The organism is Dyella sp. 333MFSha (assembly GCF_900102405.1).
Lineage (GTDB): Bacteria > Pseudomonadota > Gammaproteobacteria > Xanthomonadales > Rhodanobacteraceae > Luteibacter > Luteibacter mycovicinus.
In genome coordinates this window covers 186547-201055 of record NZ_FNBR01000002.1, presented here as the reverse complement: position 1 = coordinate 201055, position 14509 = coordinate 186547, and the positions used below count along the sequence as shown (strand labels likewise).

Genomic DNA, 14509 nt, shown 5'->3' with positions numbered 1-14509 from the left:
CCATGGGCCATCATAATCCCGCCGAAGAACTCCAGAACGCGCGCGGCAAGAAACTGGCCGCGCTGGCTCTGGGCGCCATCGGTATCGTCTTCGGCGACATCGGCACCAGCCCGCTGTACACGATGAAGGAAACGCTCGGCACGCACGGCATGACGCCGCAGCCCGCCGCGGTGCTCGGCGTGCTCTCGCTGATCTTCTGGTCGCTGCTGATGGTGATCTCGCTCAAGTACGTCACCTTCGTGATGCGCGCCGACAACAAGGGCGAGGGCGGCATCATGGCGCTCATGGCGCTGGCGCAGCGCAGCGTCAGCGGTTCGCCGAGGGCGCGCTGGGTTCTGGCCGCGATCGGCATCTTCGGCGCCTCGCTGTTCTATGGCGATGGCGTGATCACGCCGGCGATGTCCGTGCTTTCGGCGGTGGAGGGCCTGGAGGTCGCCGCGCCATCGCTGGACACCTACGTGGTGCCGATCTGCCTGGTCATCCTGGTGGTGCTCTTCGCGATCCAGCGGCACGGCACCGAGATCGTCGGCAAGGCGTTCGCGCCGGTCATGACGCTGTGGTTCCTGGTGCTAGCGTGGCTGGGGCTGCGCCAGCTGATCCAGCATCCGCAGGTGCTCTGGGCCTTGAATCCGTACTACGCCGTGAAGTTCTTCACGGAGCACGGCCGCTCCGCCTTCATCGCGCTTGGTGGTGTCGTGCTGGCACTCACCGGTGGTGAGGCGCTGTATGCCGACATGGGGCACTTCGGCAAGAAGCCGATTCGCCTGGCCTGGTTCTTCTTCGTCCTGCCGGCGCTCCTGATCAACTATTTCGGGCAGGGCGCGCTGCTGCTGCACGATCAGACCGCCATCGAGAACCCGTTCTACAAGATGGTCCCGGAGGACCTCCTGTATCCGATGATCGCGCTGGCGACGGCGTCCGCCGTGATCGCTTCGCAGGCCGTCATCTCGGGCGCGTTCTCGATGACCCGCGAGGCCATGTCGCTGGGCTACTCGCCGCGCATGGCCGTCGTGCACACCTCGCACGAGATGTCCGGCCAGATTTTCGTGCCCTGGGTGAATCGCCTGCTGATGGTGCTGGTGTTCCTCGCCGTCATCGGCTTCCGCTCGTCGAACAATCTGGGCGCGGCCTACGGCATCGCCGTGACCGGTACGATGACGATGACGACGCTGCTCGCCCTGGTGGTCGCGCGCCGTCGCTGGAACTGGCACTGGTCGGCGGTCATCACCGTCGGCGTCATCTTCCTCATCACCGATCTCGCGTTCTTCGGTGCCAACGCGCTCAAGATCGCTCATGGCGGCTGGTTCCCGCTGGTGCTCGGTGTGGTGATCTTCACCATGATGACGACGTGGCGGCGGGGCAGGGAGCTGGTGGTTCGCGAGATCAAGCAGTCCGGCCTGGCCCTCGAACCCTTCGTCGCGAATATCGCCGATCACCCGCCGCTGATCGTGCCGGGGACGGCCGTGTTCCTCACGGCCAACCAGAACGCCGTGCCGCACGCCATGCTGCATAACCTCAAGCACAACAAGGTGCTGCACGAGCGCAACGTCCTGCTTACCGTCGAAATGCTGGAGACACCGGTGGCGGACTTCGACGAGCGGATGGAAGTCATCGAGTACGGTGGCGGCTTCTTCGGGCTGCAGCTGCGCTATGGCTTCGCCGAGGATCCCAACATTCCGCTGTCGCTGTCTCGTGCCAGCTCGCGAGGACTCGACTTCGACATGATGGACACGACGTTCTTCCTGTCCCGCGAAACGATCGTCGCGGATGCCCGCCGTCCGGGTATGGCGTTGTGGCGCGACAAGCTGTTCGCCTTCCTGGCGCGTAACGCGATGCCGGCCACGGCGTTCTTTCAGATTCCGGGCAACCGGTTGATCGAGCTGGGCGCGCAGGTCGAGATCTGAGGCGGCATGCCATAATGCGGGCATGTCCGAGCACCGCATTATTTCCGCCACCGCCGCCATGGATGACGACGCCCTGGAGGCGAGCATCCGGCCGAAGCGCCTGGCCGAATACCTCGGCCAGGAGACGGTGCGCGAGCAGATGTCGATCTACATCGAAGCGGCGCGTCGTCGTCAGGGTGCACTCGATCACGTCCTGATCTTCGGGCCCCCGGGGCTGGGCAAGACGACGCTGTCCCACGTCATCGCCAACGAGCTGGGCGTCAATGTGCGCTCCACCTCGGGGCCGGTTCTCGAGCGCGCCGGCGATCTCGCCGCGCTGCTGACCAACCTCGAAGCCAATGACGTCCTCTTCGTGGACGAGATCCACCGGCTGTCGCCCGTGGTCGAGGAGGTCCTCTATCCGGCGATGGAAGACTTCCAGATCGACATCATGATCGGCGAGGGCCCTGCCGCCCGGTCGATCAAGCTCGATCTGCCTCCCTTCACCCTGATTGGCGCCACCACACGCGCGGGCCTGCTCACCGGCCCCCTGCGCGACCGCTTCGGCATCATCCAGCGGCTGGAGTTCTACAGCGTGGACGAGCTGACCGCGATCGTCCGGCGTGCCGCGAAAATTTTCGGCATCGACTGCGATATGGATGGCGCGATCGAGATCGCCCGGCGCTCGCGCGGTACCCCGCGTATCGCCAACCGGCTGCTGCGCCGGGTGCGCGATTACGCCGAAGTGCGGGGCGACGGCAAGATCACCCATGCCCTGGCCCGGGCGGCGACGGACATGCTCAAGGTCGACGCGGAAGGTTTCGACGACCTCGATCGCCGCCTGCTACGTACGATTATCGAGAACTTCGAGGGTGGTCCGGTCGGTGTCGAGTCGCTCGCGGCGGCCCTGAGCGAAGATCGCGGCACCCTGGAGGACGTGGTCGAGCCCTACCTGATCCAGCAGGGTTATCTGATCCGCAGCGCGCGCGGCCGCATGGCGTCGGCCAAGGCCTGGCGCCACCTCGGGCTCAATCCGCCCCCGCGCCAGACGGCCATGCCGGACCTGTTTTCGGACGACGCATGAGCGATTTCAGCTTTCCTGTCCGCATCTACTGGGAAGACACCGACGCCGGTGGTGTCGTGTATCACGCCAACTACGTGCGCTTCATGGAGCGGGCCCGTACCGAATGGCTGCGCGCCCAGGGCATCGACCAGCTGGCCCTGAGGGAATCCACCTCGCTCGGCTTCGTGGTCCGCGAGATGCACCTGGACTTCCTGCGTCCGGCCCGTCTGGATGATGAACTCCAGGTCACGGTCGCCGTCAAAGAGAGGCGTTCAGCCAGTATGCTGTTCGGTCAGGAGATCGTGTGTGGGGGCACGACGTTGTTGCGAGCCACGGTGCGAGCAGCCTGCGTCAACCTCGACACGATGCGTCCGGCCCAGATTCCGGCCGGGCTGTTCCCCCAGACCTTCCCTATTACCTAAGCCCCAGATACCCGGCGGAGAGCCTTCAAGCGATGAACGGTGGACTGAACATTTTCAAGCTGGTCGCGGAAGCGAGCCTGCCGGTGCAGCTGGTGATGCTGCTTCTGCTCGTCTTCTCGTTCCTGTCGTGGGTCATCATCATCCGCAAGTACAGCCAGCTGAAGACCGCCCACGACAACGCCGAGACCTTCGAGGACCGTTTCTGGTCCGGCGCCGACCTGGCCGCCCTGTTCCGCGAGGTGGGCAACCGCGAGGGGCAGCACGGCATCGAGAACGTCTTCGAGGCGGGTTTCCGCGAGTTCGCGCGTCAGCGCCAGCGCCGCGTGACCGATGCCGACCGCATCATGGAAGGCTCCGAGCGCGCCATGCGCGTGGCCGGCACCCGCGAGATCGGCAAGCTCGAGCAGAACCTCGAATTCCTCGCCAACGTTGGCTCTATCAGCCCCTACATCGGCTTGTTCGGTACCGTCTGGGGCATCATGGGTGCCTTCCAGGGTCTGGGTGAGATGAAGGACGTGACCATCTCGGTCGTCGCCCCGCACATCTCCGAGGCTCTGATCGCCACCGCCATGGGCCTGTTCGCCGCCATCCCGGCCGTCTGGGCCTACAACCGCTTCGCCACCAAGGTGGAGCGCGTCGCGTCGCGTTACGAGGTCTTCCAGGAGGAATTCTCCTCGGTGCTGCAGCGCCAGATCCACGCCGACGACGTCGCCTGAGCCCGCCGCCCCATGGCCACGCGTAACGTACATCGCCGTCACAAGCGCAAGCTGAAGTCCGAGATCAACGTCGTGCCGTACATCGACGTCATGCTCGTGCTGCTGATCATCTTCATGGTCACCACGCCGATGATGAACCTCGGCGTCGACATCCAGCTACCGCAGACCAACGCCAAGTCCCTGCAGGACAAGAAAGACCCGATCGTCGTTTCGGTGGACGAGGGTGGGCAGATCTACCTCACCGCGAACGGCACCAAGCGTGAGCCGGTCAGCGCCGACGAGTTCAAGAGCAAGATCACGGCGTTCCACGATGCCAATCCCGAGCTTCAGGTGCTCGTCGCCGGCGATCAGCGCGTGGGCTACGGCAAGGTTTACCAGATCCTCCCGATCCTCCAGGAAGCGGGCGTCTCCAAGATCGGCCTGATGAGCCAGCCGGAGTCGGGCGCGCAGAATGGAAAACCGTAACGGTACGCCGCGCGCGGTCGTCCTCGCCGCGCTCCTGCACATCGGTATCGTGGCCTTCCTTGGCCTCGCGATCATCCCGTGCTCGGACTACGAAAAGTGGGCCGACGCCATCGGCTTGCCCGCCGACTGGAATCCGCTGAAGTGTCCGGCGCCCATCCAGTTGCCGGGTCAGATCATCGAAGCGACCCTGATCGGTCCGACGGGCGCGCCGCCTCCCAAGCACACGCAGAAGCCGGTGCCCAACACCGTGCCGCCACCGCCCGCGCAGCCCACGCCGACGCCGCCGCAGCCGGAGAAGCCCAAGGTCGAGACGCTGCCGCCTCCGCCCAAGACGCCGGCCCTGAAAGACCAGGAGAAGGTAGTCGACGACGCCGTGCAGAAGGCCGAGGATGCGAAGCGCCTGCAGGAAGAGCAGCAGCGTCAGCGTCAGGCCGAGCTGGATGCGCAGCAGGAAGAGAAGAAGAAAGAAAAGCAGAAGCAGATCGACGAGATCTTCAAGCAGCTCGATGCCGCCAAGTCGCAGACCAAGCAGGCCGACAGCAAGAAGAAGCAAGCCGAGCAGCAGCTGAAGGATCTGGCCAACGCCAAGGACGACGGCCGGGAGAATCTTCCCCCTGCCGACAAGGTTCAGACCGGCCAGAACGGCAAGGACAACAGCAAGCAGGCTCTGTACATCGCCGCCATCCAGAACGCGGTGACGCCGAACTGGCTGCGCCCGGACAATATGCCGGACGCGCCTTGCGCGGTGCATATCACCCAGATTCCGGGTGGGCAGGTGCTCAGCGCGAAGGCCGATGCCAGCTGTCCTTACGACGCGGCGGGCAAGGCCTCGATCGAGAACGCGGTGCTGCGCGCCCAGCCGTTGCCCTATCAGGGCTTCGAGGACGTCTTCCAGCGCAACCTCACCTTCACGTTCAGGCCGCAATGATGTGTCGCGCCCCGACCCGGCTGCGCCGGGCGGGGCGGTTCATATTCGGGTCACGCTGGCCGCTTCCAGCGCGCTAACATGCCGTCGCCGTCCCCCAACCCCAGGTCGCAATGAATCCGCCCATGCGCAGAATGCTTTCCCGCCTCGCCATCCTCCTGGTTGCCCTGACCGCCTTCGTGGCCGGTCCGGCCGCTGCCCAGTCCCTCAATGTGGACATCGTCGGCGGCCTGAAGACGGCTACCCCGATTGCCGTGGTGCCGTTCGCCCAGGCTGGCGGTGCGCCGCTTCCGACCGACGTCGCCGACGTCATTCGCGCGGATTTCAACCGCTCCGGCAAGTTCCGCTCGCTGGACAAGGCCGACATCGTCGAGACGCCGTCTCAGGGCTCGGACATCAAGTTCGCCACCTGGCGTCTGCTCAAGCAGGATTTCCTCACGATCGGCCGCATCAGCGACGCCGGCGGCGGCAACCTGAAGATCGATTACGAGCTGTGGGACGTGAACAAGCAGCAGAGCCTGCTGGCCCAGTCGTTCACCGCGCCGGCGGGTGACCTGCGTGGCGTCGCCCACCAGATCGCCGACCAGATCTATGAAAAGATCACCGGTGTCCGAGGCGCCTTCTGGACCCGCATCGCCTACATCACCGCCGTGGGCGTGGGTAACAACGCGACCTACTCGCTGATCGTAGCCGACTCGGACGGTTTCAATCCGCAGGTCGTCGCCCGTTCGCGTGAGTCGCTGCTCTCGCCGGCCTGGTCGCCGGACGGCAGCAAGATCGCCTACGTCTCCTTCGAGAGTGGCAATTCGGCGGTCTATATCCAGAACATCAATACGGGCTCGCGCAGCCTGATCGCCTCGCACCCGCGCGGCATCAACAGCGCTCCCGCCTGGTCGCCCGATGGCAGCAAGCTGGCGGTGAGCCTGTCCTACGTGGGTAACCCCGAGATCTTCGTTATCGACGTGGCCAGCCGCACCGAAACGCGGGTGACCAACAACTTCGCGATCGACACCGAGCCGACCTTCACCCCGGACGGCCAGAGCATCCTCTTCACCTCGGATCGCTCGGGTAAGCCCCAGATCTACCAGATGTCCGCCGCCGGCGGCGCGGCCACCCGCGTGACCTTCCAGGGTGGCTTCAACGCCAGCGCTTCCGTCAGCTATGACGGTAAGCAGATTGCGATGGTGCAGGGCAACGGGAACGTGTATCGTATCGCCATCATGGACCGCAGTCTGGGCGGGCAGGTGCGCTTCGTATCCCCGGGTAACGTGGACGATTCGCCCAGCTTCGCGCCCAACGCCAGCATGCTGCTTTACGCCGCATCGCAGGGTACGCGCGGCGTCCTGTATGCGGTTTCGGCAGATGGTGCCGTGCGTCAGCGCCTCGTCCTCTCGGACGGCGACGTGCGCGAACCGTCGTGGGGACCCTATCGACAGCGCTGATGCGGCGACCCTTCGGGGGCGCGGCGTCGGCAACGTCCAGGGAAGGGCGCGGATATTCCGCGCCTTTTCTGCGGACGACAATTAACCGGTAGCCGCTTCGCGGCGGTTATCGGAACGAAGACGCAGGGTGCGGGACAGCGCCCCGTCGGCGTAGATGTAAGTAGAAAAACAGCCGGACAACCGGCGGTGCCTGTCCCGAAACCGAAAACCGACTGTCGGAACTCAACTGTTTGAAGGAACGTCCCATGAATAAGACTGTTACCGTCACCCTGGCTGCCCTGCTCTGCGTGGGCGCGGCCGCTTGCTCCAAGAAGCAGGTCAAGCCGGTCGCTCCGACCGAATCGCAGCCGGTCACGCAGACCCAGGCTCCGACCAACGACGGCAAGTACCAGCCGTCCGACCTCGACACCGACGCTTGCCTGCGTCAGCGCGTTGTGTACTTCGACTTCGACAAGAACGACGTCAAGCCGGAGTTCCAGCAGATCATCGCTTGCCACGCCAAGTACCTGCAGGATCGTCCGCAGTCGGCCATGACCCTCGAGGGTAACACCGACGAGCGCGGCACCCGCGAATACAACCTCGGCCTCGGCGAGCGTCGCGGCAATGCCGTCTCCAGCGCTCTGCAGGCGGCTGGTGGTTCGGCTGGTCAGGTCAACGTCACGAGCTACGGCAAAGAGAAGCCGACCTGCCGTGAGCACAACGATGACTGCTGGGCCAAGAACCGTCGCGTTGAGATCGTCTACACCGCGAAGTAAGTAATGAAGAAGACTCTGGCTACCAGCTTTACGGCCAGGCTTGGCATGGCGGGCGCTCTTGCGTCCGCCATGCTTTTTGGTCTGCCCGCCACCGCACAGGACACGCGCCTCAGTCTCGCCGATCGCGTCGCGCGGCTCGAGCAGCAGTCGCAGGCCCAGGCCGGTTCGACCACACTGGTCAATCAGGTCAACGATCTCCAGCAGCAGGTGGCCCAGCTGCAGGGTCAGATCGAAGAACTGCAGCACCAGAACCAGCAACTCCAGGATTCCCAGAAGGCGCAGTACGCGGATGTCGATTCGCGTCTGGGTCGTATTGAAAAGGGTGGCGCCGCGCCTCAGGGCCAGCAGCCCGCCGCACCCGCCGCACCGCAGGCCTCCGCCGCGCCGCCTGCCGCCTCGCAGCAGGGTCCGGCCGCCCAAGCCGCTGCCGCGTCCGCGGCGCCGACGGCGGCGGGCGCCGCGTCCGCTCCCGCCAGCGGCGACCAGCAAGCCGCGTACGACGCGGCGTTCAAGTCACTTCGTGGTGGCGATTACGTCACCGCATCGCGTGGTTTTCGCGACTTCCTGATCAAGTATCCGGACAGCCCGCTCGCGCCCAACGCCTACTACTGGCTGGGTGAGTCGTACTACGTCACGATGAACTACCCGGTGGCGATCGAGGCGTTCCAGCGTCTGGTCAAGCAGTACCCGCAGAGCGACAAGGTCTCCGACGGCCTGCTCAAGGTCGGCTATTGCCAGATCGAGCTGAAGCAGCAGGACGCCGCCATCGCCACGCTCAAGCAGGTCACGGCGAAGTATCCCGGTTCCAAGGCCGCCGGCCTCGCACAGGAACGCCTGCGTCGTCTGCAGCGCCAGACGGCCAACTGATCCCATGAACGGCAGCACCGCAATCCCGGCGGACGTCTCGCCGGTCGCGCCCGTCGCGGAGCGGCTGCGGATCACCGAGATCTTCCACTCCGTCCAGGGTGAAGCCGATGCGATTGGCTGGCCCACGGTATTCGTGCGCCTGACCGGCTGCCCGTTGCGCTGCGTCTGGTGCGATACCGAGTATTCGTTCCACGGCGGCCAGTGGCACGACATCGATGCCATCGTCGCCGAAGTCGCCAGCTACGGGGCCCGCCACGTCTGCGTGACCGGGGGCGAGCCGCTGGCGCAGAAGCGCTGCCAAATCCTCTTGCGCAAGCTCTGCGACGCCGGGCACGACGTGTCGCTCGAGACCTCCGGTGCGCTCGATGTCTCCGCGGTCGATCCGCGCGTCCGTAAAGTCATGGACCTGAAGGCCCCTGACTCGGGCGAGAGCGCACGCAATCTCTGGTCCAACCTCGATCACCTGTTGCCGCACGACCAGATCAAGTTCGTGATCGCCAGCCGCGGCGACTTCGAGTGGTCGCGTGACGCGGTCCGGGAACACCACCTCGATAGCCGGGCGATGTGCCTGTTCTCGCCAGTGTGGGGCGAGGTGGAGCCGCGCGAGCTGGCCGAGTGGATCATCGCCGAACGCCTGCCGGTGCGTTTCCAGCTGCAGTTGCACAAGCTGCTCTGGAACGATGCGGCCGGCCACTGAAACGTCTTTAAAAAGGTACCGCCATGAACGCGTCGAACCCCTCCCGCAAAGCCGTGATCCTCGTCTCCGGCGGCATGGACTCCGCGGTGACCATCGCGATGGCGCGCGAGCAGGGATTCGACGTGTATGCGCTCAGCGTCGCCTATGGTCAGCGTCATAGCTCCGAGCTCGAGGCGTCGGAGCGGGTCTCGAAGATGCTCGGCGCGGTTACGCACAAGACGGTCCACGTGGACTTGCGCAGCATCGGCGGGTCGGCGCTGACGGCCGATATCGACGTGCCCGAAGATGGCGGTGAAGGTATCCCCGTCACCTATGTGCCCGCCCGCAACACCATCATGTTGTCGATCGCGCTGGGCTGGGCCGAAGTGCTCGGCTCGACGGACATTTTCTGCGGCGTCAACGCCGTCGACTATTCCGGTTATCCGGACTGCCGCCCGGCGTTCATCGAGTCGTTCGAGGCTCTGGCGAACGTCGCGACCAAGGCTGGCGTCGAAGGGGCGGGCATCCGCATCCATGCGCCGCTGATGCAGATGGGCAAGGGCGACATCGTCCGCGAAGGCATGCGTCTGGGTGTGGATTTCTCGGCCACGGTCAGCTGCTATCAGGCCGACGCCGAGGGCAGGGCGTGTGGTCACTGCGATGCATGCCGGCTGCGTGCCGAGGGCTTCGCCAAGGCTGGCGTGCCGGATCCTACGCACTACGTCTGAGTGCGGGGTTTTCGCCGCGAATGGTGGGTCGTGCCGGATTCGAACCGGCGACCTACGGATTAAAAGTCCGCTGCTCTACCAACTGAGCTAACGACCCATACGCGCGAAGCCGCCTAGTTTAGTCGGCGGGCAGGGCAGCGCACAACCCGCCTCGTGGGCTGGTTCAGGTCGTGGCGACGATCGCTTCCACGTCGCGGCCCGCGTCACGCCATGCGCCCAGGCCGCCGGTCAGTGGCCGGACGTTGCGGAAGCCGAGCTTGCTGAGCCGTTCGGCCACCTTCGCGGCGGAGACCTCGTTGGGGCACGAGCAGTAAATGACGACCGCGCTGTGCCGCGGCAGGGTGGCGATATCCGCGTCCGCGGTCGCGAAATCGAACAGGCGGGAGCCCGGGATCACGAACGGGTCGTCGCGTCGGCTGATGGCCGAGCGCACGTCGACGATCAGGGCGCCGGGTTCGCTGGCCAGCAGCAGCGACAGTTCGTCGACCGAAATCCGGGACTTGCGCAGCTGTTGCAGCAACAGGGAGCGTCGCGCGTAGCGAAAGCCGATCCACAAGACGATACCGATCGCGGCAACGGCCGCCATGCCCAGTCCGAACTCGCGGAGGAGTGCCAGAACGGCGTCGATCTGCCGGTAGAAAAGCATGCCTGCCGAGAGGCCGACGGCGATCCACAGGGAGGCGCCGAGCAGGTCGTAGAGCGTGAAGCGTACGAACCGGGTATCGCCCGCACCCGCGATAGGAATCGCCACGAGCGACAGCCCCGGGATGAACCGGGCGACCAGCAGCAGCTTGACGCCCCGCTTTTCGAAGAATCCGCTAGCGCGCCGCACGCAGGTGTCGGGCGAGAGGGAAATGCGGCAGAGGCCATCGAGCACGCGGTAGCCGAACCGGCGTCCGGTCAGAAACCACGCCGCGTCACCCAGGAAGGCACCGGCCAGCGCGGCGGCGAACGTCGCCATGATGAGTAGCGGATCGCGCGAGGCCACGAGGGTGCTGCCGACGACGATGAGCGTCGGCATCGCCGGTACGGGCAGCCCGATGGCGCCCGCGAATACGCCGAGAAAAGCGACCGTTGGCGCTGTGTCCGACCAGTTGATGCTCGCCACGCCCGCCACCCTCGAAAAAGGTCCTGATGCTCACGCAACGATACGCCGGTCGGGCGTCCGCGGACAGGTAGCGTGGCTCAGGACGCGGCGTGACGGATCAGGGCGGACACGACACCGCGAGATGCGGGTCCGATGGCTGCGTGGTCCAGCTCCACCCAGAACAAGGTGCCGCGTCCCGGGCTGGATCGCACGCCGATGTGGCCGCCGAGGGTATCGGCGATGCGGCGCGCCACGGCGAGGGCGAGTCCATAGCCCGGCTGGCCGGGGAGGCGCGTGAACTCCTCGAACAGGCGCGCCTGTTCCGCCGGCTCGACGCCCATGCCGTTATCCCGTACCTCCAGGCGAATGGCGTCACCACGACGTCGTATCGCCACCAGTACGCGACCATGCGGTGTGCTGAGTACCGCGCACGACACCAGGCGGTTGAGCAGCTCGACCAGCAGGGCCCCGTCGGCGTGGAAAGGCACCCGTCCGCCACGCCAGCGCACGTCGACGCCAAGTCGCATGGCATCCGCTTCGACATGGGAGCGGACCCGGACGAAGAGGTCGGCTGCCAGCACGGCCGTCGGCGCCGGCTCCACGGCGCCGGCGTCGAAGCGCGCCATCTCGAGCAGCCCGTCGAGCAGCTCGGTGAGTCGCGTCAGGCTGGTGCGCATCTGACCGAGCACCGCACGCTGGCGCAGGTCCTCTCCCGGTTGCATACCCGCGACAAACAGGGACAGCGCCTGTAACGGCTGTCGGAAGTGGTCGCCGATCTGCTCGACGAAACGTGTGTGTCGGGCGATGTCCTGCAGCCGCTGGCGAAGCGCGTCCGCCATGGCGGCCTCGTGCCGTGCGCGAAGCTCGACCAGTTCGTCCAGTAAAGTATCGATGGCCCGCACGGGGTCGTCCGGTGTGCCGGCGTGGGTGCCTCGCGGATGAAGCGCCTGTACCAGGCGTGCGCGCAGCCGATCGACCGGCTGAGCGACATCGTGTTCCACAGCGCGTCGCGCCAGGAAGAACACGCCGCAGACACCTGCGCCGAGCAGGAGACACATCAGGGTCGCGGCGGTGCGCCTTTCGCGCAATGCGGATGCATCGGACACCGTTTCCAGCTGCCCCGCGGCGGTGCTGAGGCGAACGTGAAGCCCATGGCGGTCCGGCGCATCGCGTCCGCTTGTGACGATCAGATCGGGTGCGTCGTCGCGATAGAGGATCGCGCGCTGCGTCGGCGCGCTGCGCGACAGCGCTCGGGTGAGCGCATCGCGAAGGGCGTCGTCGCCCATGACACCGTTGACCGAGCCCGCGAGCCTGACCGCCTGGATCCGCGCAACGGCGTGTGCCTCCGATCCCAGCGCTCGAAATTGCATCACCGCGAGAGTCGCCGTCATGGCCAGCGCGACGACCGTCATCGGCAGCAGCCCTTTGAGGACGAGCTGGCGGCGCAACGACACGATCCTTCCTGGCAGGTGCAGCGACGCGTTCATGGGTTGCCTTGTGGCACCGGATTCCATGACGAATCTATGAAACGCGTGTTCGCGACGCGATAGACAAGGGGGCTTAGTGCTTGCGGCCTAGGCCTTACGGTCTATCACTTGCCGCGCAACCTGGCCACGAGCGCGCCATGATCGGATTCGATCTTATGGAAACGCGTCTCGCGCGCGCCCTCGCTTACCCACTGCGCGCTGGTGGCCCGGCGTTTTTCCAGCGCGTATTCGATGTCGGCGAACGGTACGAGGTCAGCGTTTGTCGCCGGCGCGAAGCCGCTGATATCGTGGATCAGCTTCAGGTTGCCTTCCTCACGCGTGCCGTCTTTTCCTTTGCCATACGCCGTGATGAAACTCGCCACACGGTCGCGCAGCGATGCCGGCAGATCGTTGCGGATGACGATGACGGCATGCGGTATCAGGGAGGATTTCCAGATGATGCGCAGCCGCGCGTACTGATCGGGAAAATGTTGCTGGAAACGTTCCAGATCGGCCGTGTTGTTGGTCGCGACGTCGGCCTCGCCGTTGGCCACGGCCAGCGCGTTGTTCTGGTGGTTGTCGATATGCACGCTGGCGAAGAACGTGTCGGAATCGACGCCCCGCGCGGCGAAAAGCTGCGTTTCCGGAACGAGGTAACCCGAGGTCGATAAGGCCTCACCGCGCGCGAACCGCCACTTGCCCGGTCGTGAGAACAGCTGCTCCAGATTGCCGATGCGCGAATCGGATGCCACGATCAGTTCGGCGTAATAGCCCTTCGATCCGTCGCCGCGGGTGAGCCGGCCGATCACCTGCATGTTCTGCCGGGTCACCGCGTCGAGGGCCAGCCGCCCCGACAGAAAGGCGATGTCCACGCGCTGCTCGCTGATGGCCTGAGCGATGCCTTCGTACGTCGTTACGGAGACGGCGCGAACGGGCCGTCCCAGGGCTTTATGAAGGTCGTCGAGAACGGGCCGCCAGGCTTCCAGTGACTCGGCGGGGCCGCCGATGGGCAGGATGCCGAAGGTCAGCGGCGCATCGGGGTCGATATCGTTCCTGTCGCGAGGCGACGCAGGCGAAGGGGCGATCCACAGGGCGCACAGAAGCGACGCGGTCAGCCACCCGCGAGCCCAACGTCCTGCCGCGTTCCTCACGCCTGCCTGCATCGCGCCTGCCCCGCGTCCCACCCTGGAGCCGAGCCTACGCCGGACCCCGGTCGAAAAATGTGTCGGCCGTCAGTCGCCCAGATGCTGGGCGGCCACGAGGGCCTCCAGCCGGTTGCGCACGTGCAGTGCACGGAAGATGGCGGCCAGATGGATTTTTACCGTGCCCTCGCTGATGCCCAGCTCGCGGGCGATCAGCTTGTTCGGCCGTCCCTTCGCGAGCAGCTTGAGGACGTCGATCTGACGGTCCGTAAGGACGGTAGCCAGACGCTCCTTGGTGGTCAGTCCGTCGCTGCCGGTGCCCTGAAACGCGAAGGCGGGCACAGGCGTCGAAGCGGCCGCCTTCATCGCCTCCGGCGGTATGTAGATTCCCCCTCCCACGACGAGCCGGACCGCGCTGAGGATGACGTCGGGGGGTGAGGATTTCAGGATGTAACCCTGGACGCCCAGATCCAGCACGTGACGGATCGCGGCGGAATCTTCCGTGCCGGACAGCACGATCACGGCGCGCTTCTGCGCGGTATGGGTGCCGATGAGGTCAGCGGCATGCCGCCGTTCGTCTTCCGTGAGGTCGCTGCTCGCCCGGTCGCCGGCGGTGACCCGGTCGTCGGCATCGGCAAGCGTTTCGAGCGCCTCCTTGATGTGCTCGACGCCATTGGCGCCGGGCATGGCCATATCGATCAAGGCGAGATCGGGCAGCGGTTCACGAGCGAGTTGCGCCCGGAGCTGTGCCACGCTTTCGGCCTCGACGAACTCGACGTGGTCACCCAGCTCGCGAAGCTTCAGCTTCACCCCTTCGATGATCAGACGATGATCATCCGCGATCAAGACACGCATGCCACTCCTCCGCCCGC

Annotated in this window: 15 protein-coding genes and 1 tRNA gene; 11 read left to right on the top strand and 5 right to left on the bottom strand. The window is 65.7% G+C overall.

Features of this window, described 5'->3' with window-relative positions; genetic code table 11:
* Window positions 1-2: 2 nt before the first annotated feature.
* The 11 genes from BLT40_RS08255 (at window position 3) to queC (ending at window position 9942) form a co-directional block, all read left to right on the top strand.
* Window positions 3-1904 (top strand): potassium transporter Kup, encoded by a 1902-nt coding sequence (locus BLT40_RS08255; protein WP_079522652.1) that lies wholly within the window; start codon window positions 3-5, stop codon window positions 1902-1904.
* Between the two features lie 22 nt (window positions 1905-1926).
* Entirely contained in the window at window positions 1927-2967 is a 1041-nt protein-coding gene (ruvB, locus tag BLT40_RS08250; protein ID WP_036110638.1) for a Holliday junction branch migration DNA helicase RuvB, read from the top strand.
* Window positions 2964-3368: a tol-pal system-associated acyl-CoA thioesterase gene (gene ybgC, locus BLT40_RS08245; protein ID WP_036110640.1), complete on the top strand. Its 405-nt coding sequence runs from the start codon at window positions 2964-2966 to the stop codon at window positions 3366-3368. Before ruvB ends, ybgC begins: the two co-directional genes overlap by 4 nt.
* 32 nt (window positions 3369-3400) lie before the next feature.
* Entirely contained in the window at window positions 3401-4084 is a 684-nt protein-coding gene (gene tolQ / locus BLT40_RS08240) for a protein TolQ (protein ID WP_036110643.1), read from the top strand.
* A gap of 12 nt (window positions 4085-4096) precedes the next feature.
* Entirely contained in the window at window positions 4097-4549 is a 453-nt protein-coding gene (gene tolR / locus BLT40_RS08235; protein ID WP_043695681.1) for a protein TolR, read from the top strand.
* Window positions 4536-5477 (top strand): cell envelope integrity TolA family protein, encoded by a 942-nt coding sequence (locus BLT40_RS08230; RefSeq protein WP_036110649.1) that lies wholly within the window; start codon window positions 4536-4538, stop codon window positions 5475-5477. Before tolR ends, BLT40_RS08230 begins: the two co-directional genes overlap by 14 nt.
* 110 nt (window positions 5478-5587) lie before the next feature.
* The gene (gene tolB, locus BLT40_RS08225) at window positions 5588-6916 is read left to right on the top strand and encodes a Tol-Pal system beta propeller repeat protein TolB (RefSeq protein WP_090352634.1); all 1329 of its coding nucleotides are present in this window, start codon (window positions 5588-5590) and stop codon (window positions 6914-6916) included.
* A 245-nt stretch (window positions 6917-7161) separates the two neighbouring features.
* Window positions 7162-7671 (top strand): peptidoglycan-associated lipoprotein Pal, encoded by a 510-nt coding sequence (pal, locus tag BLT40_RS08220; RefSeq protein ID WP_036110655.1) that lies wholly within the window; start codon window positions 7162-7164, stop codon window positions 7669-7671.
* Between the two features lie 3 nt (window positions 7672-7674).
* Entirely contained in the window at window positions 7675-8538 is an 864-nt protein-coding gene (gene ybgF, locus BLT40_RS08215) for a tol-pal system protein YbgF (protein ID WP_176167874.1), read from the top strand.
* Between the two features lie 4 nt (window positions 8539-8542).
* A complete protein-coding gene (gene queE / locus BLT40_RS08210; RefSeq protein WP_090352633.1) occupies window positions 8543-9235 on the top strand; it encodes a 7-carboxy-7-deazaguanine synthase QueE in 693 nt (230 codons plus the stop codon).
* 23 nt (window positions 9236-9258) lie between these two features.
* Window positions 9259-9942 (top strand): 7-cyano-7-deazaguanine synthase QueC, encoded by a 684-nt coding sequence (gene queC, locus BLT40_RS08205; protein ID WP_079522649.1) that lies wholly within the window; start codon window positions 9259-9261, stop codon window positions 9940-9942.
* Between the two features lie 21 nt (window positions 9943-9963).
* Here the strand turns inward: queC and BLT40_RS08200 are convergent.
* The 5 genes from BLT40_RS08200 to BLT40_RS08180 all read right to left on the bottom strand — a co-directional run bounded on the left by BLT40_RS08200 (window position 9964) and on the right by BLT40_RS08180 (window position 14492).
* Window positions 9964-10039, bottom strand: a tRNA-Lys gene (locus BLT40_RS08200).
* A 66-nt stretch (window positions 10040-10105) separates the two neighbouring features.
* The gene (locus tag BLT40_RS08195; protein ID WP_197056491.1) at window positions 10106-11050 is read right to left on the bottom strand and encodes a DedA family protein/thiosulfate sulfurtransferase GlpE; all 945 of its coding nucleotides are present in this window, start codon (window positions 11048-11050) and stop codon (window positions 10106-10108) included.
* A gap of 77 nt (window positions 11051-11127) precedes the next feature.
* Complete coding sequence (locus tag BLT40_RS08190) at window positions 11128-12516, bottom strand: sensor histidine kinase (protein ID WP_176809129.1); 1389 nt, start codon at window positions 12514-12516, stop codon at window positions 11128-11130.
* Between the two features lie 104 nt (window positions 12517-12620).
* Entirely contained in the window at window positions 12621-13658 is a 1038-nt protein-coding gene (phnD, locus tag BLT40_RS08185; RefSeq protein ID WP_090352631.1) for a phosphate/phosphite/phosphonate ABC transporter substrate-binding protein, read from the bottom strand.
* A gap of 69 nt (window positions 13659-13727) precedes the next feature.
* Window positions 13728-14492, bottom strand: a complete 765-nt coding sequence (locus BLT40_RS08180) for a LuxR C-terminal-related transcriptional regulator (RefSeq protein ID WP_079522646.1) — start codon at window positions 14490-14492, stop codon at window positions 13728-13730.
* Between the last annotated feature and the right edge of the window lie 17 nt (window positions 14493-14509).

Coding starts and splice junctions, on each gene's coding strand:
- BLT40_RS08255 (WP_079522652.1), top strand. CDS start 3: ATGGGCCATCATAATCCCGCCGAAGAACTCCAGAACGCGCGCGGCAAG.
- ruvB (WP_036110638.1), top strand. CDS start 1,927: ATGTCCGAGCACCGCATTATTTCCGCCACCGCCGCCATGGATGACGAC.
- tolB (WP_090352634.1), top strand. CDS start 5,588: ATGAATCCGCCCATGCGCAGAATGCTTTCCCGCCTCGCCATCCTCCTG.
- ybgF (WP_176167874.1), top strand. CDS start 7,675: ATGAAGAAGACTCTGGCTACCAGCTTTACGGCCAGGCTTGGCATGGCG.
- BLT40_RS08230 (WP_036110649.1), top strand. CDS start 4,536: ATGGAAAACCGTAACGGTACGCCGCGCGCGGTCGTCCTCGCCGCGCTC.
- queC (WP_079522649.1), top strand. CDS start 9,259: ATGAACGCGTCGAACCCCTCCCGCAAAGCCGTGATCCTCGTCTCCGGC.
- pal (WP_036110655.1), top strand. CDS start 7,162: ATGAATAAGACTGTTACCGTCACCCTGGCTGCCCTGCTCTGCGTGGGC.
- queE (WP_090352633.1), top strand. CDS start 8,543: ATGAACGGCAGCACCGCAATCCCGGCGGACGTCTCGCCGGTCGCGCCC.
- tolR (WP_043695681.1), top strand. CDS start 4,097: ATGGCCACGCGTAACGTACATCGCCGTCACAAGCGCAAGCTGAAGTCC.
- phnD (WP_090352631.1), bottom strand. CDS start 13,658: ATGCAGGCAGGCGTGAGGAACGCGGCAGGACGTTGGGCTCGCGGGTGG.
- ybgC (WP_036110640.1), top strand. CDS start 2,964: ATGAGCGATTTCAGCTTTCCTGTCCGCATCTACTGGGAAGACACCGAC.
- BLT40_RS08190 (WP_176809129.1), bottom strand. CDS start 12,516: ATGAACGCGTCGCTGCACCTGCCAGGAAGGATCGTGTCGTTGCGCCGC.
- tolQ (WP_036110643.1), top strand. CDS start 3,401: ATGAACGGTGGACTGAACATTTTCAAGCTGGTCGCGGAAGCGAGCCTG.
- BLT40_RS08180 (WP_079522646.1), bottom strand. CDS start 14,492: ATGCGTGTCTTGATCGCGGATGATCATCGTCTGATCATCGAAGGGGTG.